At 64.0% G+C, this 21,972-nt stretch carries 19 protein-coding genes and 1 pseudogene; 13 read left to right on the top strand and 7 right to left on the bottom strand.

Translation table 11 applies throughout. The features are described from left to right. Positions 1–219: 219 nt before the first annotated feature. Together HBA54_RS27445 and HBA54_RS27450 are read right to left on the bottom strand one after the other, a co-directional pair. Positions 220–1,281 (bottom strand): Glu/Leu/Phe/Val dehydrogenase dimerization domain-containing protein, encoded by a 1,062-nt coding sequence (locus tag HBA54_RS27445; protein ID WP_167231518.1) that lies wholly within the window; start codon positions 1,279–1,281, stop codon positions 220–222. A gap of 219 nt (positions 1,282–1,500) precedes the next feature. Then, on the bottom strand, positions 1,501–2,694 hold the full coding sequence (locus HBA54_RS27450; RefSeq protein ID WP_167231521.1) for an iron-containing alcohol dehydrogenase: 1,194 nt from the start codon (positions 2,692–2,694) through the stop codon (positions 1,501–1,503). A gap of 306 nt (positions 2,695–3,000) precedes the next feature. Here HBA54_RS27450 and HBA54_RS27455 point away from each other — a divergent pair, with 306 nt between their 5' ends. After that, a complete protein-coding gene (locus HBA54_RS27455; protein WP_167231524.1) occupies positions 3,001–3,978 on the top strand; it encodes a hypothetical protein in 978 nt (325 codons plus the stop codon). A gap of 118 nt (positions 3,979–4,096) precedes the next feature. Here the strand turns inward: HBA54_RS27455 and HBA54_RS27460 are convergent, their stop codons facing one another. Then, positions 4,097–4,693 carry a 2-hydroxychromene-2-carboxylate isomerase gene (locus HBA54_RS27460; RefSeq protein WP_167231527.1) on the bottom strand — a complete coding sequence of 199 codons (597 nt, stop codon included), beginning with the start codon at positions 4,691–4,693 and terminating at the stop codon, positions 4,097–4,099. Between the two features lie 160 nt (positions 4,694–4,853). On the opposite strand from HBA54_RS27460, the gene HBA54_RS27465 reads away from it, so the two are divergent. Beyond that, on the top strand, positions 4,854–5,411 hold the full coding sequence (locus HBA54_RS27465) for an NMCC_0638 family (lipo)protein (RefSeq protein ID WP_167231530.1): 558 nt from the start codon (positions 4,854–4,856) through the stop codon (positions 5,409–5,411). Here HBA54_RS27465 and HBA54_RS27470 read toward each other — a convergent pair. After that, on the bottom strand, positions 5,401–7,044 hold the full coding sequence (locus tag HBA54_RS27470; protein ID WP_167231533.1) for an acyl-CoA synthetase: 1,644 nt from the start codon (positions 7,042–7,044) through the stop codon (positions 5,401–5,403). The two genes, HBA54_RS27465 and HBA54_RS27470, sit on opposite strands and share 11 nt — an antisense overlap. 138 nt (positions 7,045–7,182) lie before the next feature. Here HBA54_RS27470 and HBA54_RS27475 point away from each other — a divergent pair, with 138 nt between their 5' ends. The 9 genes from HBA54_RS27475 (at position 7,183) to pgmG (ending at position 17,348) form a co-directional block, all read left to right on the top strand. Further along, positions 7,183–8,022, top strand: a complete 840-nt coding sequence (locus HBA54_RS27475) for an SDR family oxidoreductase (RefSeq protein WP_167231536.1) — start codon at positions 7,183–7,185, stop codon at positions 8,020–8,022. Positions 8,023–8,040: 18 nt separating this feature from the next. Continuing rightward, positions 8,041–8,631 carry an HD domain-containing protein gene (locus tag HBA54_RS27480; protein ID WP_205944960.1) on the top strand — a complete coding sequence of 197 codons (591 nt, stop codon included), beginning with the start codon at positions 8,041–8,043 and terminating at the stop codon, positions 8,629–8,631. 187 nt (positions 8,632–8,818) lie between these two features. Next, entirely contained in the window at positions 8,819–9,808 is a 990-nt protein-coding gene (locus HBA54_RS27485) for a lysylphosphatidylglycerol synthase transmembrane domain-containing protein (protein ID WP_167231539.1), read from the top strand. 90 nt (positions 9,809–9,898) lie between these two features. After that, positions 9,899–11,977 carry a molybdopterin oxidoreductase family protein gene (locus tag HBA54_RS27490; protein ID WP_167231542.1) on the top strand — a complete coding sequence of 693 codons (2,079 nt, stop codon included), beginning with the start codon at positions 9,899–9,901 and terminating at the stop codon, positions 11,975–11,977. A 153-nt stretch (positions 11,978–12,130) separates the two neighbouring features. Then, positions 12,131–12,832: a vWA domain-containing protein gene (locus HBA54_RS27495; RefSeq protein WP_167231545.1), complete on the top strand. Its 702-nt coding sequence runs from the start codon at positions 12,131–12,133 to the stop codon at positions 12,830–12,832. A 12-nt stretch (positions 12,833–12,844) separates the two neighbouring features. After that, positions 12,845–13,570 carry a J domain-containing protein gene (locus HBA54_RS27500; protein ID WP_167231549.1) on the top strand — a complete coding sequence of 242 codons (726 nt, stop codon included), beginning with the start codon at positions 12,845–12,847 and terminating at the stop codon, positions 13,568–13,570. Positions 13,571–13,681: 111 nt separating this feature from the next. Beyond that, positions 13,682–14,563 carry a UTP--glucose-1-phosphate uridylyltransferase GalU gene (galU, locus tag HBA54_RS27505; protein ID WP_167231573.1) on the top strand — a complete coding sequence of 294 codons (882 nt, stop codon included), beginning with the start codon at positions 13,682–13,684 and terminating at the stop codon, positions 14,561–14,563. Between the two features lie 23 nt (positions 14,564–14,586). Next, positions 14,587–15,897 (top strand): UDP-glucose dehydrogenase family protein, encoded by a 1,311-nt coding sequence (locus HBA54_RS27510; RefSeq protein WP_167231552.1) that lies wholly within the window; start codon positions 14,587–14,589, stop codon positions 15,895–15,897. A gap of 14 nt (positions 15,898–15,911) precedes the next feature. Further along, positions 15,912–17,348 (top strand): phosphoglucomutase/phosphomannomutase PgmG, encoded by a 1,437-nt coding sequence (gene pgmG / locus HBA54_RS27515; protein WP_167231555.1) that lies wholly within the window; start codon positions 15,912–15,914, stop codon positions 17,346–17,348. A gap of 40 nt (positions 17,349–17,388) precedes the next feature. Here the strand turns inward: pgmG and HBA54_RS27520 are convergent, their stop codons facing one another. Continuing rightward, positions 17,389–18,648 carry a D-alanyl-D-alanine carboxypeptidase family protein gene (locus HBA54_RS27520; RefSeq protein ID WP_240932949.1) on the bottom strand — a complete coding sequence of 420 codons (1,260 nt, stop codon included), beginning with the start codon at positions 18,646–18,648 and terminating at the stop codon, positions 17,389–17,391. A 344-nt stretch (positions 18,649–18,992) separates the two neighbouring features. On the opposite strand from HBA54_RS27520, the gene HBA54_RS27525 reads away from it, so the two are divergent. Continuing rightward, positions 18,993–19,748, top strand: coding sequence for a hypothetical protein (locus tag HBA54_RS27525; protein WP_167231561.1), 756 nt, complete (start codon positions 18,993–18,995; stop codon positions 19,746–19,748). A gap of 51 nt (positions 19,749–19,799) precedes the next feature. On the opposite strand, the gene HBA54_RS27530 is transcribed toward HBA54_RS27525, so the two are convergent. After that, positions 19,800–20,567: a proteasome-type protease gene (locus HBA54_RS27530; protein WP_167231564.1), complete on the bottom strand. Its 768-nt coding sequence runs from the start codon at positions 20,565–20,567 to the stop codon at positions 19,800–19,802. Between the two features lie 412 nt (positions 20,568–20,979). Between HBA54_RS27530 and HBA54_RS27535 the strand changes: the two genes are divergently transcribed. Beyond that, complete coding sequence (locus HBA54_RS27535; protein WP_167231567.1) at positions 20,980–21,711, top strand: phasin family protein; 732 nt, start codon at positions 20,980–20,982, stop codon at positions 21,709–21,711. A 146-nt stretch (positions 21,712–21,857) separates the two neighbouring features. Here HBA54_RS27535 and HBA54_RS27540 read toward each other — a convergent pair. Next, a pseudogene (locus HBA54_RS27540) lies at positions 21,858–21,972 on the bottom strand (IS5/IS1182 family transposase); the annotation flags it as partial.

The following is a 21,972-nucleotide window of genomic DNA, read 5'->3' on the forward strand; positions in this document are numbered from 1 at the left end:
CCTCGTCCGCGCCAATCTCATGCACCGAAAGCGCATCGACCGCCTGATCCAGTCCGATCCAGAGCCTCCGATCAACCCCGATCAGATGGTCCTCCAGTGGGCCTAGTCTTAACCGGACACCAGTGGGTCAAGCCCGAGCATGACGATGGTGTGGTGGTGAGGACGACTTCGGGGTCTTTTCCCTGTCCCTTGATGGGGAAGGGAGGCATCTGCGCAGAACTAAGCCGCCGCCGTCGCTTTTAGCTGGGTGGCTTTCCGGAAGCGTTCTTCGGCCAAGCGGTCGGCGGCATCGGAGGTCGCGAGCTTCTGTGTGTCGGCGCGGCGGAAGATCTCCAGCAGGGTATCGTGGATCTGGGCGACGTGAGCAAAGGCCTTGGCTTCGTCGTAGCCCGGGCCTTCGTGGCTGATGTTCACGATGCCACCGGCATTGATGACGTAGTCCGGCGCATAGAGGATGCCGCGCTGGCGCAGGGCCTCGCCGTGCTGTGCTTCGGCCAACTGGTTGTTGGAGGAGCCGGCGACGATTTTCGCCTTCAGCAGCGGCAGCGTCTTGTCGTTGATCACGGCGCCCAGGGCGCAGGGTGCGAAGATATCCGCCTCCACGCCGTAGATCGCATCCGGCGCGACAACCTTGGCGTCGAACTCCGACGCGACCCGGTCCAGTGAGTCTTTGGCGATATCGGTCACGATCAGCTCGGCACCTTCTTGCGACAGGTAGCGGCAGAGGTAGTAGCCGACATGGCCGACGCCCTGCACCGCGATGCGCAGACCGCGCAGGTCGTCGCTGCCCAGCTTGTGGCGCGCTGCAGCCTTGATACCCATGTAGACGCCATAGGCCGTGGCCGGGGAAGGATCGCCGGCACCGCCATTGGTTGCTCCGGCGACGAATTCTGTTTCCTCGCCCATCAGGTCGACGTCCGGCACTGAAATGCCGACGTCTTCTGCAACGGTGTAGCGGCCGCCCAGGCTGGCGACGAAGCGCCCCATGGCGCGGAACAGTGCTTCCGATTTGTCCTTGCGGGAATCGCCGATGATGACCGACTTGCCGCCGCCCATGGCGAGACCGGCCAGGGCCGACTTGTAGGTCATGCCACGCGACAGGCGCAGCGCGTCGGTCAGCGCTTCGTCCTCGTTGGCATAGGGCCACATCCGGCAGCCGCCGAGGGCCGGGCCGCGGTTGGTGTTGTGAATGGCGATGATGGCCTTCAGGCCGCTGTCGGCGTCGTGACAGAAGACCACCTGCTCGTGGCCATCGAACTCATGGTGCTCGAATACAGACATGAGAACCCCTATTCGCTGTTCGCCAAAATGGGCGGATCGCCTTCTTGGCGACTGCTTGTCTTGATCTAAATGTCAGGGGTTATGCTTAAGTATTCAATAAAAAGCGCAGAGTTCAGCCAAAATAGACGGATCGTTAAACCGAGGGCGCTTCGCCTCCGGGGAATGCGAAAACCTTTCGGACGATAGGGTAATTTTATTACCCACGGGTTGGGACTCGATTCAGCCGAGGCGGCCGTTCAGGGCCGCTTCGAACATCTGCCGCATCTCCGGCGCCCCCACCGGGATCGGATTAGTGGGGGCGGTGGGGTCCTCGGCGGCCATCCGGGCGATCTCGTCGATCCGCTCCTCACCCACGCCGATGCCGTCCAGGCGCTCTGGAATACCGACCTCGGCGCGCAGCGCCAGAACCCAGTCCTGGATCGCGGTGAAAGAGGGCGAGGGCAGGCCGAGCCAAGCCGCCAGCCGGGTCATCTTGTCCTCGATGGCCGGGCGGTTGAACGCCAGGACGTAGGGCATCACCACCGCGTTGGTCAGGCCGTGGTGGGTGTCGTAGAGCGCGCCGATGGGATGGCTGATGGAATGGATCGCCCCCAGGCCTTTCTGGAAGGCGGTGGAGCCCATGGAGGCAGCGGCCAGCATGTGGGCGCGGGCGGCCAGATTGCCGCCGTCCTTCACCGCCGTCGGCAGCCAGTCCTTCACCAGACGGATGCCTTCCACGGCGACACCCTCGGCCATCGGGTGATAGCCCGGCGCGCAGTAGGCTTCCAGACAGTGGGCCAGGGCATCCATGCCGGTGGCGGCGGTGATGTGGGCCGGCAGTCCGACGGTCAGCTCCGGGTCCGAAACCACGGTGCCGGGCATCATCTTGGGATGGAAGATGATCTTCTTGATGTGGGTTTCCTCGTCGAGGATGACCGAGGCGCGGCCGGTTTCCGAGCCTGTGCCCGCTGTGGTCGGCACCGCCACGATGGGGGCGACGCCGTCGGGATCGACGCGCTTCCAGTTGTCGCCCTTGTCCTCGAAGTCCCAGAGCGGTCGGGCCTGGCCGGCCATTAGCCCGATGGCCTTGCCGCAGTCCAGGGCGGAGCCACCGCCGAAGGCGATCACCCCGTCATGGCCGCCGGCGCGGTAGGCGACGACGCCGTCGTCGACGTTCTGTCCCACCGGGTTCGGCTTCACCGCGGTGAAAAGGCCGGTCGGCAGGCCCTGGGCCTCATTGGCCGCAATCGCATCGGCGATCATCGGCAGGGCGGCCAGCCCGGGGTCGGTGACCAGCAGCGGCCGCGCCATCCCCAGGCCCTTGCAGGCCTGACCCAGGTTTTTGATGCGGCCGGGACCGAAAATCATCTGGGTCGGAAAGCCCCAGTTGCCCTTCAGGCTCTTTGGGTCTTGGCTGGCGGCATCGGAGGGCATGGCACGGAACCTTGGCTGATGGTTGAGACGCCGGGGAAGCGGCGGCAATAGGATTCATCTTCTGATAACCGTAATCCCGCGCCCTGTTCAATCGCTTGTTCGCCGGCACGCTGGATAGCAGCTATTCCCCCAGCGCGGGGCACTTGGGATGGCATGCGGAATTTCTTCTCCGGGCTAAGAATTCCTTCACCCTCGATGTCTAAAATCCAAGCTAACACGATCACTATCGGTGCTGCGGTGGGCAGGTCAGTTCACCCGGTCCGGGCCCTGGAAACAGCCTGGCGCACCCCTCAGGAGGAGGAATCGATGATTCCCGCTTTGCTCGATCAACTGGGCGCCCTGCCCGGCATGTTCCACCGTGGTGGCGATGCCGCGACCAGCCAGGGCCGGCAGGCCTTTCTGGAGAACAACGCCGCGACGGGGCGCGATCCGATCCGCCTGTCGCCGGAGGCCCAGGCCGTCGACGACACCGAGTCCGTCGGCGAAGGTGCCGCCGCCGAAACCGAAAGCAAGGCCCTGCTCGGCGAGGCCGGCGGTTTCGTCCGCAAGGCGCTGGAGACCATGCGCCGCGACCTCGGCCAGGTGCTGAAGGCCTTTGGTTTCGATGCCGATGCGGTTCAGGATTTCACCAAAGCTTTCGTCGAGCCGGTTCTTGCCGCCTTGAAGGAAGGGGTGAACTTCACCGCGGAGCTTTCCTTCGCCGCCTTCAGCCAGGTGACCGCGATCTCCGGTTCCAGTTTCAGCCAGTCGACCTCCATGGTTGCCAAGTCGCTGGAGATCGCGGTGAACCAGGATACCGGTGAGGTCTCCGTCACCATGGCCAGCGTTTCTTTCGAGCAGCAGATCGACGTCAACGGCGGTGTCTCGACCGGCGCCACCCCGCTGTTGGTTATCGACCCCGAGACCCTGGGTGATCCGAAAGCTCTGGCCGAGAAGATTCTGGAAGGCGGCGAGCAGCCTGTCGTGGGCGGACCTGGTGCCGATACCCCCGCGCCCGGCGCGGCTTCTGAAGGCGACGAGGTCGGCGGCGATGACGAGACCGACGCGGTTCCCGCAGCGCTGAAGGAAAAACTGGCCGAGCTGCGCGAGAAGCTTGCCGAGGACGCCATCGACTTCCAGACCCGGCTGACGATCTATTCGGTCAGCAGCTACAAGAACGAGAACGGCGAAACGATCACCAAGCTGCTGCTGGACGCGCAGATCAGGATTACGGCCCTGGCGGCTGATACAACGGACGATGCATCGGTTCAGGAGGAGGCCCAAAGCCTCGATCTTCAGGCCTAAAAGTCTGGAGAGACCGATCGTGCGGTGAGGGGCCCTTCGGGGCCCCTTATTCGTTTTTGGGTTTTCGACTTGCGTCGAAGCGGTTCCAGCCCGCTGCCGTAAACCAACAATGCAGTTGTTAGTCTGCGAGGGCGCGGTCGAGGAAGTCGAGCCGGTCCTGCCCCCAGAACAGTTCGTCCTTGTAGACGTAGGTCGGCGCCCCGAAGACCCCACGCGCGATGGACGTCTCGGTCTGCTCGGCATGGCGCTGGGCCATCGCCGGGTCCTGGGCCCTGGCGAGCAGGTCCGCGCCGTCGTGACCTGTTTCCCCGGCAACCTCCCGGCAGGTGCTTTCGTGGGCGATGTTGCGCTCCTGCTCCCAGATTGCGCGGCCGAAGGCCTGGGCCAGCTCCAGCGGCCGCCCGCCGCTGTCGCCCGCCGCGATCACCATGCCGGCGGCGATTGCCTCCGGCGTCGGAAAATAGGCGGGCTCCAGGTTGATCGGAACATCGAGGTAGGTGCGCCAGCGCTTCAACTCCATCATGCGATAGGCTTGGCGCTCCGGCGCCCGCTTGGCCAGCGGCAGGCCGCCGGTGCGCGGAAAGACCTCGCCGTAGTTCACCGGCAGCACGCGCACCTCGGCGCCGTGCCGCTTGGCGATATCGGCCAGGCGCTGGCTGCCGAGGTAGGCCCAGGGCGAAATAAGCGTCATGTAGTAGTCGATAACCTTAGTCATTTGCTGGGCCTCGGCGACAGGTGGGGGTTTGGGCGAAAAACGGGTCACATTGCTTAGCGCGTCCTGCCGTCTTGGTCCAGGCTGGCAGACCTGATAGGGTCGCCGGCTTTACGGACAGGTGCGCCGCGGCCGGCGGGCCTTCGCAAACAGGTTTGAGATCATGCAGCAAGCCCTGCGCCGCCTTGGCGCTCTTGTCTTTCTGGCAACGTCGCTGACAATACTCTGCGCCGTCGCCGCGCCGGGGGCACGGGCGGGGGATCCGGCACGCGAAGTCGTGGGCCTTTTCGTCCAATCCTGTCTGAAGTATGTGGAAGACCCACAGGACCTGCGCGCCTGGATCGATAGCGTTCCGCAGCTGCGCAAGCTGCCGGCCAGTCAGGCAAAGGATTTCCTGGAGGGCAGGCGCGGCGATGTCTGGTCGGCCTCCAACGATGCGGGCCTCTTTGCGCTGGCGGTTTTCGGCGACGACACCTGCACCGTGATGGCCCAGTTCGCCAACGCGGCAGAGGTGTCGCAGGTGTTTTCCGAATACCTGCAGCGCAAGAAGCTACCCATCGACAAGGTCGGCGACCAGACCAAATTCACCCGCGGCATCGACCAGCGCGAAGAAACTTATCGCTCCAGCGAAGGCAGCCTCCTCTACGAGGTGGTGGTGCTGACCTCCAAGTCGCCGCGCGCCGAGGTACAGGCCGTTCTCACCACCCGGCCTAACCGCTAGCGGCCGCCTCTTCCCGCAGGGCCTTGCGGATGATCTTGCCGGTGGCGGTCATCGGCAGGCTGTCGACGAAGGCGACTTCGCGTGGGTATTCGTGGGCTGCCAGTTTGGCCTTCACGTAGTCCTGGATCTCTTTTGCAAGAGCGTTGCGCGCCGCCTCGCCGGCGAAGTCGTCGTCGCGTTTCAGCACAATGTAGGCCTTCACCCTTTCGGTGCGCAGCGGGTCCGGCACGCCGACCGCCGCGGCCATGGCGACCGCCGGGTGCTTCAGCAGGCAATCCTCGATCTCGCCCGGGCCGATGCGATAGCCGCCGGACGTAATAACGTCGTCGTCGCGCCCGACGAAGTGCAGATAGCCGTCTTCGTCGGCCGCGCCCATGTCCCCCGTCAGCAGCCAGTCGCCGCGGAACTTGGCCGCGGTTGCCTCCGGGTTGCGCCAGTATTCCAGGAACATCACCGGGTCCGGGCGGCGCACGGCGACGGCGCCCGCGTCGCCGGGCGGCAGGACGTCCCCCGCCTCGTCGATGACCGCGACCTGGTGTCCGGGGACCGGTCGGCCCATGCTGCCGGGTTTCACCGCCATCAGCTCGGCGCAGTTGGCGACCACCAGGTTGCACTCGGTCTGGCCGTAGAACTCGTTCACCGAAATCCCAAAGGTCTCCTGCGCCCAGTCGAGCAGGCCGGTGCCCAGGGTCTCGCCGCCGCTGCCGATGGAGCGCAGGGAGAAGTCCCAGCGCGTCGCCGGGCTGTCCACCTGGCGCAGCATCTTCAGCGCGGTGGGCGGCAGGAAGCTGTTGCGCACCTGATAGTCGGCCAGCAGGCGAAAAGCCTGTTCCGGATCGAACTTGGCAAAACGATGCGCCAGCACTGGCACGCCGTGGTGCCAGGCCGGCAGCAGCACGTCCAGCAATCCGCCGATCCAGGCCCAGTCCGCCGGGGTCCAGAAGAGATCGCCGGGCTGGGGAAAGAAGTTCTGCGGCAGTTCGACCCCCGGCAGATGGCCCAGCAGGACGCGATGGGCATGCAGCGCGCCTTTCGGTGGCCCGGTGGTGCCGGAGGTATAGATGATCAGCGCCGGGTCGTCGGCGAAGGTGGCGACCGGTAGGTAGCTGTCCGAGGCACGCTCCAGCAGCATCCGCCAGTCCAGCGCATCGCCGTCGTCGCCCGGGCCGTCGATGGAGATCACGTTCTCCAGTGACGGGATGCGCTCGCGCAGCGGCGACAGTTTTTCCAGGCCGGCCTGATCAGTGATGACAGTGGCGGCGCCGGAATCGCTCAGGCGGTATTCCAGAGCCTCTTCGCCGAAGAGGGTGAAGAGCGGCACGGCGATGGCGCCGATCTTGTAGGCGGCCAGATGGGCGATGGCGGTTTCCGCCCCCTGGGCCAGCAGAATGGCGACCCGCTCGCCCTCGCCGACGTCATGGGCCTCAAGCGCGTTGGCCAGGCGGTTGGAAAGCCGGCTGAGGTCGCGAAACGAATAGCGCTGCTCGCGTCCGTCGGTTTTCAGGTCGATCAGGGCAAGGCGGTCCCCATCAGCCCATTTGTCGCAGGCGTCCACGGCGACGTTGTAGCGCTCGGGAATCTGCCAGCGAAATCCGCCGCAGAGCGCCCGATAGCTTCCCGCTCTTGTCAGCATCGTTACGATGCCCCTCCCTGCCTATTCTTGTTTCTGGCTTTTCACCCGCTAGCATAGTCAAAGTCTTCTGGTGGCGGTACACCTCAGCCTGTTTAGCTTACCGAAAGCGCGACCGCCGGGAATGAAAGGCTTCGATCCATGTTTCAAAGCGACCTTCTGCAAGACAAGCGGATCCTGATCACCGGCGGCGGCACCGGCCTGGGCAAGGCCATGGGCCGGCGCTGCCTGGAACTGGGGGCGAAGCTGATCATCTGCGGCAGGCGCGCAGAGGTCCTGGCGGAGACGCAGGCCGAGTTCGATGAAGCCTATCCGGGCCGCACCACGGCGCTGCCCTGCGACCTGCGCGACGCGGCGGCGGTGGAGGCGATGGTCGGTTCCGCCTGGGCCGAGGCGCCTGTCGATGCCCTGGTGAACAACGCCGCCGGAAACTTCCTGGCCAAGACCGAGACCCTGTCGCCGCGGGCGCTGGACGCCGTGCTCTCCATCGTGCTGCACGGCACCGCTTACGTGACCCTGGCCTGCGGCAAGCGCTGGCTGGCCGACCAGCATCCCGGCAACGTGCTTTCCATCGTCACCACCTATGCCTGGACCGGCTCGCCCTACGTCGTGCCCTCGGCCATGGCCAAGGCCGGGGTGCTGGCCATGACCCGCTCCCTGGCGGTGGAGTGGGGCCGCCGCGGCATTCGTCTGAATGCTATCGCTCCCGGCCCCTTTCCCACCAAGGGCGCCTGGGACCGGCTGGTGCCCAATGCCGCGCTGGATAGCATCTGGAAGAACAAGATCCCCCTGGGCCGGGTCGGCGAGCACATCGAACTGGCCAACCTCGCCGCCTATCTGCTGGCCGAGCAGTCCGGCTACATCAATGGCGAGGTGGTGACCATCGACGGCGGCGAGTGGCTGAAGGGCGCCGGGCAGTTCAGCCTCATGGAAGCCATGAGCGACGAGGATTGGGATGCCATGCGCGCGCGCAAGGACTGAGCGGCGGGCGGAAGTTCCGTGAGCAACCTGTTACCGGCCCCCCTGACGGAAGATCTGCGCCGCCGCTACGGTGAACCGCAGCGCCACTATCACACCTGGGCCCACGTCGAAGCCTTGCTCGGTCTCTTCGCAGAGGTTCGGGAATTGCTTGCCGATCCCATCGCGGTGGAGGCGGCGCTCTTCTATCACGATGCGGTCTACGATCCCCGGGCTGTTGATAACGAGGCGCAGAGCGCCGCGCTGCTGCGCCGTGACGGCGCCGCCGTGGTCGCTGCCGACAGCCTTGAAACGGCCGCCAGGCTGATCGAGGCGACGGCAGGCCATCAGCCGCCGCCCGGCCTGTCTGGCGCAGCCTTGGAGGACGCCCGGCTCTTCCTCGACATGGATCTTTCGATCCTGGCCGCCCCGGTGCCCGAGTTCGCTGCCTACGAAGCGGCGATCCGGCGCGAGTACGCCCATGTCGACGATGCCGCTTTCCGGCAGGGCAGGTGCCGGTTTCTGGAGGGGCTCCTGCAACGGGAGAAACTCTATCATTCCGATCATTTCAGCCCCCGCTTCGAGGGGCCGGCAAGGGTGAACATAGCCCGCGCCTTGGCCGCACCGGCCTAGATCTTCGACGTGCCGGAGCGCATGAAAGCGTTCACAACTTGTTCGTGCTGAGGGTTTATTTACCTCTGTGACCGCATCATTGCTTCGGCCCACCCGGTCCAGGGGGCCACGATATCGGTGTGATTCGAAAGACGAGGCAGATGCCCGTGCAAAAGACCGTAAAAGCTGCTTTTTGCGAGATCGCCCCATGAGCAGCCGGCCGCTCTCGGTATCGGGGGCGCCCGGCACAGCGGCCCCGGAGAAGAGGCGCAGCAGCGGCTTTGCTCTGGTCGCGAAGCTCCTGGTATCTCTCATTCTGCTGGCGGCGATAGCCCGCAGCATCGACCTGTCGGCGGTGGGGACGTTGCTGCTGGCGCTTTCGCCGCTTGCCGCCGTGGCAGCGGTGCTGAGCCTTGTCGGCATTGCCGTGGTCTCCGCCTTGCGCTGGTGGCTGGTGATGGGTGCCATCGGAACGCCGCAGCCGCTCGGCCGGGTGCTGGGCCTGATGTTCGTCGGCAGTTTCTTCACCCAGATGCTGCCGACCTCGGTGGGCGGTGATGCGGTGCGGATTTGGCAACTCTCGCGCCACGGCGTGGCGATGGACCGAGCCTTCATCGGCGTGATGCTGGAACGGATCAGCGGGCTCCTTGCTCTGGTGCTGATGGTGGTCGGCGGGGTTTTCTGGCTCGGCGAAGGGCTCTCGCCTGCGGCGCTGCAATACATACTTTTGGCCTCGCTACCGGTTCTGCTGGCCGGCCTCTTCCTGCTCTGCTGCCTGGACCGCCTGCCGCCAAGTCTTCAAGCACGACCGCTGATCGGCGGCGGTCTGCGCCTTCTGGCGGCGATGGCCGCGGATACGCGCCGCGTCCTCCTGGCGCCGGGCCTGTCTCTGTTGCTGTTGTTGCTCTCGGCCGCCGCTCAGGTCTTTTCGATCCTGGCGTTCTTTTTTCTCGCCCGGGGCCTCGGTCTCGATCTTGGCCTGCCGGCTGTCTTGGCGGTGGTGCCGGCGATCATCCTGATCACCTTCCTGCCAATTTCCTTTGCCGGTTGGGGTGTGCGCGAGGGGGCCAGTATCGCGATGCTGGGTGCGGTGGGCCTGAACGGCGATCAGGCCGTCGCGCTCTCGGTCGTTTTCGGCCTGGCCTTGATTCTGGCCGGTTTGCCGGGTTGCTGGCTCTGGTTGAGAAACAACCGCTAGTCCCGCAACCCACCGCTGCCGGGATTGCTGCTGAAGAGCGGCAGGGGTAAGCTGCCGCGCCCTGATACGACACAGCCTACAGGCCCAGGCATGCCCCTCGACACCGCTCAGACGCCGGTTATCATGCATTCCACCTGCCCGCACGATTGCCCGAGCGTCTGCGCTTTGGAGGTGGAGCGGTTGTCGGAGTCGAAGATCGGCAAGGTGCGCGGCGCCCGCGACAACGACTACACCGCCGGTGTGGTCTGCGCCAAGGTGGCGCGCTATGCGGAGCGGGTCCATCACCCGGACCGCCTGACCCAGCCGCTGCGCCGGATCGGCGCCAAGGGCGGGGGGATCTCGGCTTTCGAGCCGATTTCCTGGGAGGCCGCGCTGGATGCGGTGGCCGAAGGCCTGCTGAAGGCCGAGCAACGTCATGGCAGCGAGGCTGTCTGGCCCTACTTTTATGCCGGCACCATGGGGCTGGTGCAGCGCGACGGCATTGAACGGCTGCGTCACGCCAAACGCTATTCCCGGCAGTATTCGACGATCTGCACCAAGTTGGTGGCGACCGGATGGAATGCAGCCTGCGGCAGCAGGCGCGGGGTCGACGCGCGGGAGATGGCCGAATCCGACCTGATCGTGGTTTGGGGCGGCAATCCGGTCAGTACCCAGGTCAACGTGATGACCCATATTGCCAAGGCGCGCAAAGGCCGTGGGGCGAAGCTGGTTGTGGTCGATCCCTACCGCACGGGCACCGCCGAGCAGGCCGATATGCACCTTGCCCTGAAGCCGGGTACGGACGGCGCCCTGGCGGCGGCGGTCATCTCGGTTTTGCTGGCTGAGGGCCATGCCGACCGCGACTATCTGGCCAAGTTCAGCGACTGGGATGCGGAGCTGGAGGCCCACTTCGCGGGCTGCACGCCGGCCTGGGCGGCCGGGATCACCGGCCTCAGCGAGCAGCAGATCCGGGAATTTGCCACTCTCTACGGAACCACCCAACGCAGCTATGTCCGCCTGGGTTACGGCTTCTCGCGGGCCCGTAACGGCGCCAGCGCCGTTCACGCCGTTGCCTGCCTGCCGACTGTGACCGGCGCCTGGCAGCATCGCGGCGGCGGCGCCATGCAGGGCCAGTCCAGCATCTACGGCCTCGACGAGACGCTGATCCAGGGTCTCGATATGAAAGACCAGGAGATCCGTAGTCTGGACCAGTCCCGGATCGGTCCAATCCTGACCGGCGACCCGCGCGACCTGGGCGAGGGGCCGCCGGTGACCGCGCTTTTCATTCAGAACACCAATCCCATGGCGGTCTGCCCCGAAAGCGGCAAGGTGGCGGCGGGCTTTGCGCGCGATGACCTCTTCACCTGCGTGCATGAGCAATTCATGACCGAAACAGCGGCCATGGCCGATGTCGTGCTGCCGGCGACGACCTTCCTGGAACATGATGATGTTTATGTCGCCGGCGGGCATACCTACCTGCAGGTGACAAAGGCGGTGATCAATCCCCTGAGCGATTGCCGCAGCAACCACGAGGTCATCTGCGCCTTGGCTCAGCGTCTGGGCGCCTCGCATCCGGGGTTCGAGATGACGACCTGGGAACTGATCGAGGAAACGCTGAAGGCCTCCGGCCTGCCGAATGCCAAGACCATCCATGCCGCACATTGGCACGACTGCATCCTGTCTTACGAGGATATGCATTTCCTGAACGGCTTCGGCCATGCCGACAAGCGCTTCCACTTCAAGGCGGACTGGGCCGCCTACGGCCCGGACTTTGCCGCCATGCCGGCGCTGCCCGGCTACAGCGACCGCTATGACCGGGCGACGCCGAAGCATCCCTTTCGTCTGGTTGCCGCGCCGGCCCGGACTTTTCTGAACTCCACCTTCACCGAGACGCCCGGTTCCCAGAAGCGCGAGGGGAAGCCGACTATTCTGATTCACCCGGAGGCGGCCGCGGATCTGGGCGTTGCAACCGGCGAGCGCCTGCGCATCGGCAACGACCTCGGCTCGCTGGTCATCGCTGTCGAGCTCTTCGACGGCCTTCAGAAAGACGTGGTGGTGGTGGAAAGCATCTGGCCCAACAGCGCTTTCGAAGAGGGCTGGGGGATCAACCTGCTGATCTCGGCGGATCCCGGCCCGCCCGCCGGTGGGGCGGTCTTCCATGACACCGCTGTCTGGCTGAAACCCGCTTAGGCCCTGCGATACCGACGAGGGCATTGAATCCGTCGGCTTACGGCGACAGGATACTGCTTTTGGTGGCAAAATACTGGCCGTGCACTAGGTAGATGAAGGGAAAAGGGCCACGGCGGCCCTGTCCGAACAGTCCGCAGGAAGCGCTGAAGACAGATGGCAAAAGACCCCAAACTGCCGAAGGTATCGCCCGGATCTGAGGTCGATGCCTTTCTGCGCAAGGTCGCTGCGACGCCCCCGCCCAGCGGCGACGCGCGCGGGCGGCTGATTTTCGCCATGGACGCCACGGCCAGCCGCGAACCGACCTGGGATCAGGCCTCGCACCTTCAGGCCGAAATGTTCAAGGAGACCGAGAGTCTGGGCGGACTTGAGGTCCAGTTGATCTTCTATCGCGGTTTCGGGGAGTGCAAGGCGGGTCCCTGGGTGCAACGCTCTGCCGAATTGCTGCGGTTCATGAGCGGTGTGTTTTGCCTGGCGGGCCGCACCCAGATCGGCAAGGTGCTGCAGCGGGCGGCCAAGGAAACCAAAGCGCAAAAAGTTTCCGCCCTTGTTTTCGTCGGCGATGCCATGGAAGAAGATGTTGACCATCTTGGGCATCTCGCCGGTGAGTTAGGTCTGTTGGGGGTTCCTTGTTTCATGTTTCATGAGGGTAACGATCTGGTGGCGCGTAAGGCTTTTCAACAGATAGCGCGCCTCAGCGGCGGCGCCTTCTGTACCTTCGATGCCAGTTCCGCAAAGCAACTGCGTGAACTTCTTTCCGCCGTTGCCGTTTTTGCAGCCGGCGGTCGCAAGGCTCTGGCGGACTACAGCCGCAAGACCGGCGGCCTTGTGCCGCAACTCACTCACCAGATCAAATAGCAGGCGTCGGCTATGCCGTATTTTTTTCTCGGGATCGCTCTTCTGGCCGCGGCGCTGCTTGCGGCGCGCTGGTTTGTCGATGCGGAGCCGAAGAAGGTCGCTACGGCCCTGAAGATCGGCGGCGGCGTGCTGCTTGGCCTTGTCACGCTGGCTCTTGTGCTGGCTGGCCGGATCTCTCTCCTGATGATGCTTTATGCCGGTCTGTACTTCCTGCGCCGGACACTGCGGGCCGGCGGGCGGCGGGCCCAGGCGATGAACGGGCCCAGCCCCGGCCAATCTTCGGAGGTGCGTACACGCTTCCTGCAGATGGTGCTGGACCACGATAGTGGCGAGATGGACGGCGAGGTTCTGGACGGCCGTTTCATGGGCACCTGGCTGTCCCAGCTCGGCCCGGAGGAATTGCTTCAGTTATTGGACGACTATGAGCGCGAAGACCCGCAGTCGGCATCGGTATTGGAGGCCTATCTCGACCGCAGCCAGGCCGAGGGTTGGCGGGAGCGCGCCCAAGGGGGGGCAGGGGCTCACGGCGGGGCTGGCGGCGGGCCGGAAAGCCCACGCGAAGGGCCGATGAGCCGGGATGAAGCCTTGGAAATCCTCGGTTTGCAGGACGGCGCGACAGCGGTTCAGATTCGCGAGGCCCATCGCCGGCTGATGCAGAAGATCCACCCCGATCACGGTGGCTCCAACTACCTGGCGGCCAAGCTGAACGAAGCCAAGGATTTGTTGCTGGGCACATGATTTTCGCGTGATATCCCCCACCGGGGACCATTTGTGTCACTTGTCGCCCGCCCGGGCCTGTGGCAATACAGCCGCGTCTTCATGACACCCACACGCGAGGTTCTCACCCCCATGCATGGCACCATTCGCAAGGCGGTTCTGCCCGTCGGCGGCCTAGGTACGCGCTTTCTGCCTGCCACCAAGGCAATCCCCAAGGAGATGCTTCCCGTCGTCGACAAGCCGCTGATCCAGTACGGTGTCGAGGAGGCGCGCGCCGCCGGTATCGAAGAGATCATTTTCGTGACCAGCCGCGGCAAAGCTGCCATCGAGGATCATTTCGATCACCATTGGGAACTGATGGCCAGCCTGGAAAGACGCGGCAAGACGGCTGAACTGGAACTGGCCCGCTCCATGATGGGGCAGGCGGGTACAATCAGCTATGTGCGCCAGCCTGAGGCGCTGGGCCTGGGCCATGCCGTTTGGTGCGCGCGCAATCTGGTCGGCCGCGAGCCCTTCGCCGTTATCCTGCCGGACGATCTGGTGTTGGGGCAGCCGGGCTGTCTCGCCCAACTGGTCGAGGCCTACGGGAAGGTTGGCGGCAATCTGGTGGCGGTGGAAGACGTGCCGCGCGAGCAGACCAACCGCTATGGAATCCTGGACGTGGTCTCCGACGACGGCCGCCTGGCAGAGGCCAAGGGCCTAGTCGAAAAGCCGCAGCCCGAGGTTGCGCCCTCGACCCTCTCGATCATCGGCCGTTACATCCTGCAGCCGGAGGTATTCGACGAGCTTGACCGCCAGGAGCGAGGGGCCGGCAACGAGATCCAGCTGACCGACGCCATGGCCCGCACCATCGGCAGGCAGCCCTTTCACGGTCTTCGCTTTGAGGGGCGGCGCTTCGACTGCGGCAACAAGGCGGGCTTTCTTGAGGCCAATCTGGCCTATGCTCTGGAGCGCGATGACCTGGGCGACGCCGCCCGCGATATTCTCAGGCGCTATAGCGCCACTCTCACCTAATCGTGCTCTAGAGGGGACGCGACATGCGTATTGCAATGGTTGGTACCGGCTATGTCGGGCTGGTTTCCGGTGCCTGTTTTTCGGAGTTCGGTACGGATGTGGTCTGTATCGACAAGGATGCGGACAAGATCGCCCGCCTGGAGCGCGGCGAGATACCGATCTTCGAGCCGGGCCTCGATATCCTGGTGGCAAACAACCGTGCCGCCGGGCGCCTCAGCTTTACGACCGACCTGGCCGGGGCGGTGGCCGAGGCGGATGCGGTCTTCATCGCGGTCGGCACGCCGACAGGGCGGACCGGCGGTGAGGCGGATCTGACCTATGTCTACGAGGCAGCGCGGGAAGTGGCCGGTTTCCTGAAGGGCTATACCGTGGTGGTGAACAAATCGACGGTGCCAGTCGGCACCGGGCGCGAGGTTCAGCGGATCATTGCCGAGGTCAATCCGGATGCCGAGTTCGAGGTCGCCTCGAACCCCGAGTTCCTGCGCGAGGGCGCTGCGATCAACGATTTCATGCGTCCGGACCGGGTGATCATCGGCGCGGAAAGCGAGCGGTCCCAGGAGGTTATGCAGGCGCTCTATCGTCCGCTTTATCTGATCGAAACGCCGATCCTCTTCACCACGCTGGAGACCGCGGAGCTCACCAAGTATGCGGGCAACGCTTTTCTGGCGACCAAGATCACCTTCATCAACGAGATTGCCGATCTCTGCGAGAAGGTCGGCGCCAATGTCCACGATGTGGCGCGCGGCATCGGCCTGGACGGGCGCATCGGGCGCAAGTTCCTGCATGCCGGTCCGGGCTACGGCGGGTCCTGTTTCCCCAAGGATACCGTGGCCCTGGTTCATACGGCGCAGAAAGTCGGCTCGCCGATGCGTATCGTCGAGACGGTCGCAGACATCAACGATCGCCGGAAAAAGGCCATGGCCGGCCGGGTGATCGAAGCCTGTGGCGGATCGGTCGAGGGCAAGACGATTGCCGTCCTCGGCCTGACCTTCAAGCCGAATACCGATGACATGCGCGATGCGCCGAGCCTGGAGATCGTGCCCGCCCTGCAGGCCGCCGGGGCCACGGTCAGGGCTTTCGATCCCGAGGGCATGGCGCAGGCGGAACCGCTGCTGTCCAATGTCGCGTGGGCGCAAAACGCCTATGAGGCCATGACCGGGGCCGATGCCGTGGTTATTGTGACGGAGTGGAATGAGTTCCGTGCGCTTGACCTGGAGCGGGTGAAGGCAGCGCTGAAGGCGCCGGTCATGATCGATCTGCGTAACATCTACAATCCGCAGGAAATGATCGACGCGGGCTTCGACTACTCCTCTGTCGGGCGGCCGGTAAGATAGTCGGGATTGGCAGAATGACCCAGAAAAGCGATGGGAAGAGCGGCAGGGAAAACGATGGTGGGATCGCCACCGCGCGCCATGTCTTCGATGCGACCCTGCTGCGGGAGTACGACATTCGCGGTATCGTGGGTCAGACGCTTTTTGCCGCCGATGCCTACGCGCTTGGCCGGTCTTTCGGTACGGTGGCGCGGCGCCGGGGCGCCAGGGCGATTGCGATCGGTTATGACGGCCGCCACTCCTCACCGGATCTGGCGGCGGCTTTGGGCCAAGGCCTCGGCGATTGTGGCCTGCATGTCGTCAATGTCGGGCGCGGGCCGACGCCGATGCTCTATTTCGCGGCCCATACCCTGGATGTCCAGGGTGGCGTCATGATCACCGGGTCGCACAATCCGCCGGACTACAACGGCTTCAAGCTGTTGCTGGAGAAGGCGTCGTTCTTCGGGCCGGACATTCAGGCGTTGGGGCGGATTGCCGCCGCCGGCGACTACGAGAGCGGCGAAGGCAGTATCGAGGAGCGCTCCGTCTTCGATGCCTATGTCGCGCGGATCGTGCAGGATCTGGTTGAAGGCCCAAGACCCTTGAAGGTTGCCTGGGATGCCGGCAACGGCGCGATGGGCGATGCCATGGTGGCTGCGACGGCGCGGCTGCCGGGCGAGCATATCCTTCTGAACGAAGTTATCGACGGGACTTTCCCGGCCCACCATCCCGATCCGACGGTGCCCGAGAACCTGGTGCAGCTTCAGGACGCGGTGCGGTCGCAGGATTGCGATCTGGGCATCGCCTTCGATGGCGATGGCGACCGGATCGGGGTCGTCGATTCGCACGCGCGGATCCTCTGGGGCGATCAGATCATGCTCTACCTGGCGCGTGACATCCTGAAGGCCAATCCGGGCGCCACGATCATTGCCGATGTGAAGGCCAGCGAGGTGCTTTTCGACGGGATCGCGGCGGCCGGTGGCAAGCCGCTGATGTGTCCGACCGGCCATTCCATCATCAAGACGCGGATGAAGGAGGTGGGCTCGCCCTTCGCCGGTGAGATGAGCGCCCATATTGTCTTTAACGATCACTTCTACGGTTACGACGACGCGCTCTATGCCGCCATCAGGGTGATGTCGGTGATCAACAGCAGCGGCGAGAGCCTGGCTGATTTCCGCGATTCTCTGCCCCGGGTGTTCAATACGCCGGAGATCCGCTTTTCCTGCGCCGAAGACAGGAAAAAAGCGGTGATCGAGGAGGTCAAGGCGCGCCTTAAGGCCGAGGGTGCCGAGGTGAACGACATCGACGGCGTAAGGGTGCGGGAAAACGGCGGCTGGTGGCTGTTGCGGGCGTCCAACACACAGGACGTCCTGGTCGCGCGTTGCGAGGCCGGCAATCAGGAAAACCTGGATCGTTTGATCGCCAGAGTTCGCTCAGAACTGAAGGCCAGCGGTCTGGAACCGCCCGCGCTGTGAGTGAAGCTTTACTGTTGGAGCCGTGTTCGTTGGAGCAGCGTTAGTTGGAGCCCTGGGCTTCCGGCTGCATCACCACGCAGTTCATCTCGGCGGCCACCAGCGTCTGGCAGGCTTCGCGCGCTTGCTGCTCGTAAAGGCCGGTCAACTGCGAGCGATAGAGCGTGCCGAGGCTGCTGGTATCGACCCGCTGGATCGCAACCTTGGCGCCCTGAAGTTCCTTCGGGGCCCTATCGAGGGCCGACTTTGCACTGCTGTGGGCTGCCCTGAAGCGGCTGAAGGCGCCGACCTGGACGATCCAGTCGTTGGTCAGGCTCTCCGCTTCGACCGGCATTTCCATCGAATCGGCGGTCGCCACCTGCGAAGACGGCATGACCGGCTTGATCGCGTGACTGCGCGCGGCCGGCACAGCGGCGGCGGTCTCTACCGGTGCCGGCTGCTTTGCGCCAGCCCCTGCAATCTCCAGGGTGACCATCGGCTTCTGGAAGGGGTTGCGGCCCGGTATCTGGGGAATTTTCCGGATGCCCTGGGACGCCAGTTTCTTGAAGCCCCGATCCAGCAGTTTCACCATGTGGCGATCGCGGGATTTGGAGGTCTTGCCGCCGAAGACAACGGCGATGACCCGGCGGCCGCTACGCTCGACCGAGGCAACCAGGTTGAAGCCGGAGGCCCGGATATACCCCGTCTTGATCCCGTCGGTGCCTTTGTATGTCTTCAGCAGCTTGTTGTGGCTGCGGTGGGTGCGGCCCTTGTAGGTGAAGCTGCCAACCGAGAAGTAGTGGTAGTACTGCGGAAAATCGGCCATCAGGGCCTTGGCGAGGCGCGTCATGTCGCGCGCCGTGCTTTTTTGAGCGCGGTTCGGCAGGCCGGAAGCGTTGCGGAACGTCGTGCGGCTCATGCCAAGGGTGCGGGCGCGCTTGGTCATGACCTGGGCGAAGGTCGTTTCCTTGCCGGCCAGCGCTTCGGCCACCACAACCGCCACATCGTTTGCCGATTTGGTCGACAGCGCGCGGATTGCCTGTTCGACAGTGATTGTTTCGCCGGCTTTCAGCCCCAGCTTCGACGGCGGCATACCGCTTGCCCGCTTTGAGACCTTCAGCTTCTGCTTCAGGGTCAGCTTGCCCTTCTCCAAGGCGTCGAACACCATGTAGAGGGTCATGATCTTGGTCAGTGAGGCCGGGTAGTTGCGGGTATCGGCGTTGACCGCGTGCAGCACCTGTCCGGTTTCCGCATCGACGACCATGGACGCGTAGCGCGCTTGTGCGTCACTGGTCGTCACCGCTGCGAAAGTGGTGATTGCCAATAGCGCACATATTGCGAGAGCAAATTTTCGAATCATTGGAACTCGCTATTAATCCCGGCGCGTTGCGGAGCGGCGCGGAGGCTTCTCATCAAAAGATTCGGAAAAGCCCCTGAAAACGCCGCCGATTCTAAGGCATGATCCGAATCTCTGTCCAGTCTAATAGGCCAGCAATTACAATGTAGTTAATATGTATTCAATACAGCGGCTTGCAGGCCGGATTGTCGGGTCCGGCCGGAAACCGATGCGGTACAGCGGGCTTTTCGGTCGCATTTGCATCCCCCGACCCCCGTTCCCAAGTGACCGGTAACCATATCGGGTGCGGGTGTTATTTGGAGGTAGAAGCGATGAGTTCGAAAGCTTTTCTCGCCTTGTTCGGCAAAGACCGTGTCAGGGGACCAGGACTTGTCCTGTCGGTCGGACTTTTGTCTTTCGGGCTCGCTGCCTGCAGCTACCAGGGCGCCATCGACAATCCGACGACCATCAAGGCGACCTGGTTCAGTTATCTGAACGGCGATGACATTCGCCAGGCTTGTGCCGAGGGCGCCACGCTGCGCTATCGGCTGGTTTACAACGCGGATTACGACGAACAGCTGCGCAGCTACGAACTGGTTGGCGACGGTGCCGGCGGGGCGGCCCTGACGGCGCGGGTGCAGGGGCCGAGCGGTCTGGTCGTCAGCAAATTGCGCCTCGACGACCCTCTGGCCTGGGCACGTTGGACGACAAGCCAGGCAGCCCTGGACGCGCCAGCGCTGGGCCGATTGGACGAAGCGCTGGAGAGGAGCGGCGCCTTCGGGCCGGCACCGACCGGCCTGCGCCTGTTTTCGAAGGAAACCTACTGGGTCTCCAGCCTCTGCAAGGACGGGGTCTTTTCCTTCAATGCCTGGGTCTACCCGTCGGAGCGTTTTGACGAGATTTCCTTCAACGACCTGCTGTTCGGCCATGACGCAACCGGGGTCACGGTCAGGCCGCCGCAAGCGATCGCCCCCGGGGAACGGTTCCATGCCAACGTACCGCGGCGGCGCCAGAGCGACGACGATCGCGGCAACACCTTCAATCTTCAGGTCGGCGAGAACGGTCTGGCGGGCTATCTGGCACTCTGATACCTCGGCTTACTGCCGAGGGCAGGGTAGCCGTCGACAGCGCGATAAAGCCTACTGATCGTCTTCTGAGACGATAGTCAGGTGGGTTGTGTGGCAGCCCGGGCGCAGCTCCCGGACCCAGGGGCCGTCCGGCATGCGCACCGCCATCTGTGTTATGTGCTCGTTCCACCAGATGCGCTGCTCGCGCAGATCGTCATAATCGTAGTGGGCCTTGCGCCAGCGCCGCTCGGCCAGGCTGTAGGTTGCCAGGTCGATGGGAAAGCCGACATCGGCCGAGGAATAGCGCGAGGAGTCGAAAGACAGGTAGGCAAGCTTCAGCGCGGTGGTCATCGCGCTGTCGTAGGTCAGGGCGCGGTCCAGGATCGGCTTGCCATAGGCGGTGGCGCCGATCGAAAGATAGGGGGTGCGCTGGTCGACCTCGATCCAGTTGCCCTCCGGATAGACCAGAAAGATGCTCGGGTCCTTGTCCTCCGGCTGGGCGCCGGCAATGAGGCTGTGCAGGTTGAAATTGAGGTCCGATCCTTCTATCTGTTCGCGATCCTCCTCGGCGACCTGGCGCAGGCAGCGGCAATAGGCCGCGACCGCATCCAGCAGCGTGGCAAATCCCGTCGCATGGTTCTTGCGGATGTCCCGCTCCAGATAGGCGAGGGTCTTGTCCCGCAGGGAGCGCAGGCCCGATGTCATAACCGCGAACTGGGCGCCGCCGGGCCCGTGCAGGGAGAGTTTTTGGGCGTTGGTTACCTGATTTCCGCTGGTGATCCGTCCGTCTGCGAGACAAACGAGGCCGTCGCTTACTTTAATTCCCAAACAATAGGTCATGTCCCATCCTGAAACTGTGTCCTGAACCTGTGTGCCGCAACGACCGATTCTCCGCGGCTCTGCCCGCCCCGACCTCTGATCCTTCGATGCCGCGAAGTGTGCCAAAGCGCCCGAGTCCCAGCAACCGGCCATTCCACGTCTGAGCGCCGTTGAACGGTCGGTTATCCACAGAGCGGGCGGTTGGCTGCAAAGGCTGGTTGCAGAGCATGTTGCATTGCAGCATTTACGCTTGACTTTGGTCCCGGTGTTAATACATTTGGCCTCATGTTGCGCTGCAACATAAGGCGGCTGCTGACGATAGGTGCAGCCAGCTCGGCGTGACGGTCGCCGCGGCGCCTAAAGCCCAACGCCTTTTGACTGCAGCATTTGACCCAGATACCCCCGGAACGGCGAAAGCCAGGAGAAAATCCCGATGGCCAGCAGAAAGACCACCACAAAGGCAGCGGCGGCGAAAACCCCGGCCGCCGCCAAAACCCAGCGCGCGAACGCCCCGGCCAAGCCGGTAGCGGCCAAAGCTGCCCAGACCAAGCCCGCTGCTAAGAAGCCCGCGGTTGCCAAGCCGCTGCAGGAGCTGGCAGCGCCTCTTTTCGATGTCGCGCCGGCGCTCAAGGCTGTTGAGAGCATGGCTCCCCTGACGGCGGAAGCGATGAAGCCGGTGGAAGCCGCCGTCGCCAACGGCACGGAAACCCTGGAGGCTGTCGTCAAAGCGGGAACCCAGGCGGCGACCAAGGGCTATGAGCAGGCCGTCGCCATGACCCAGGAGCAGGTGGCGAAGGCCTCCTCTACGGTCTTCGAGGGTTATGACGAAGTGACGAGCCTGAGCCAGGGTCATATGGATGCTTGCGTCCAGTCCTCCACAGTCGTTGCCAAGGGCGTCGAGGCGCTCGGCCAGGAGATGGTCCTGTTCACGCAGGGAACGATGAAGGCCGGCATGTTGATGGTGCAGGCGCTGGCTGGTGCCAAAACGCTGCGCGAAATGATCGACGTTCAGACTGAATACTCGCGCAGCAGCTTCGATTCCATGCTGGCGGAGAGTGCCAAGCTGACCGAGTTGTCGGTGGCCCTGGCCAGCGAGGCGATTGAGCCACTGCAGGCGCAGATGACCCAGACCGCCGAGAAGATGATGAAGCCGCTGGCCGCCTAGAGCAGATCCTGGTCGGATGGAATCGCCGGAGGCGATCCATCGACCGGGTGAATCTGCTCTAACTGTTTGATGGCGATCGGATTCACATGTTTTGGCGCAACCACGAAGTGGTTCCGTCAAAACATGATCCGATCTAGGGTCAGGACTCAATTGAGCCACCATGTGATGATTGCGGCGATGAAGACGGCAGATAGGAAAGTATCTGCGCGTTTGTCGTATCGGGTGGCGATTCTTCGGAAATCTTTGAGCCGACAGAACATG

The organism is Pelagibius litoralis, assembly GCF_011683915.1.
Taxonomy (GTDB): domain Bacteria; phylum Pseudomonadota; class Alphaproteobacteria; order Kiloniellales; family Kiloniellaceae; genus Pelagibius; species Pelagibius litoralis.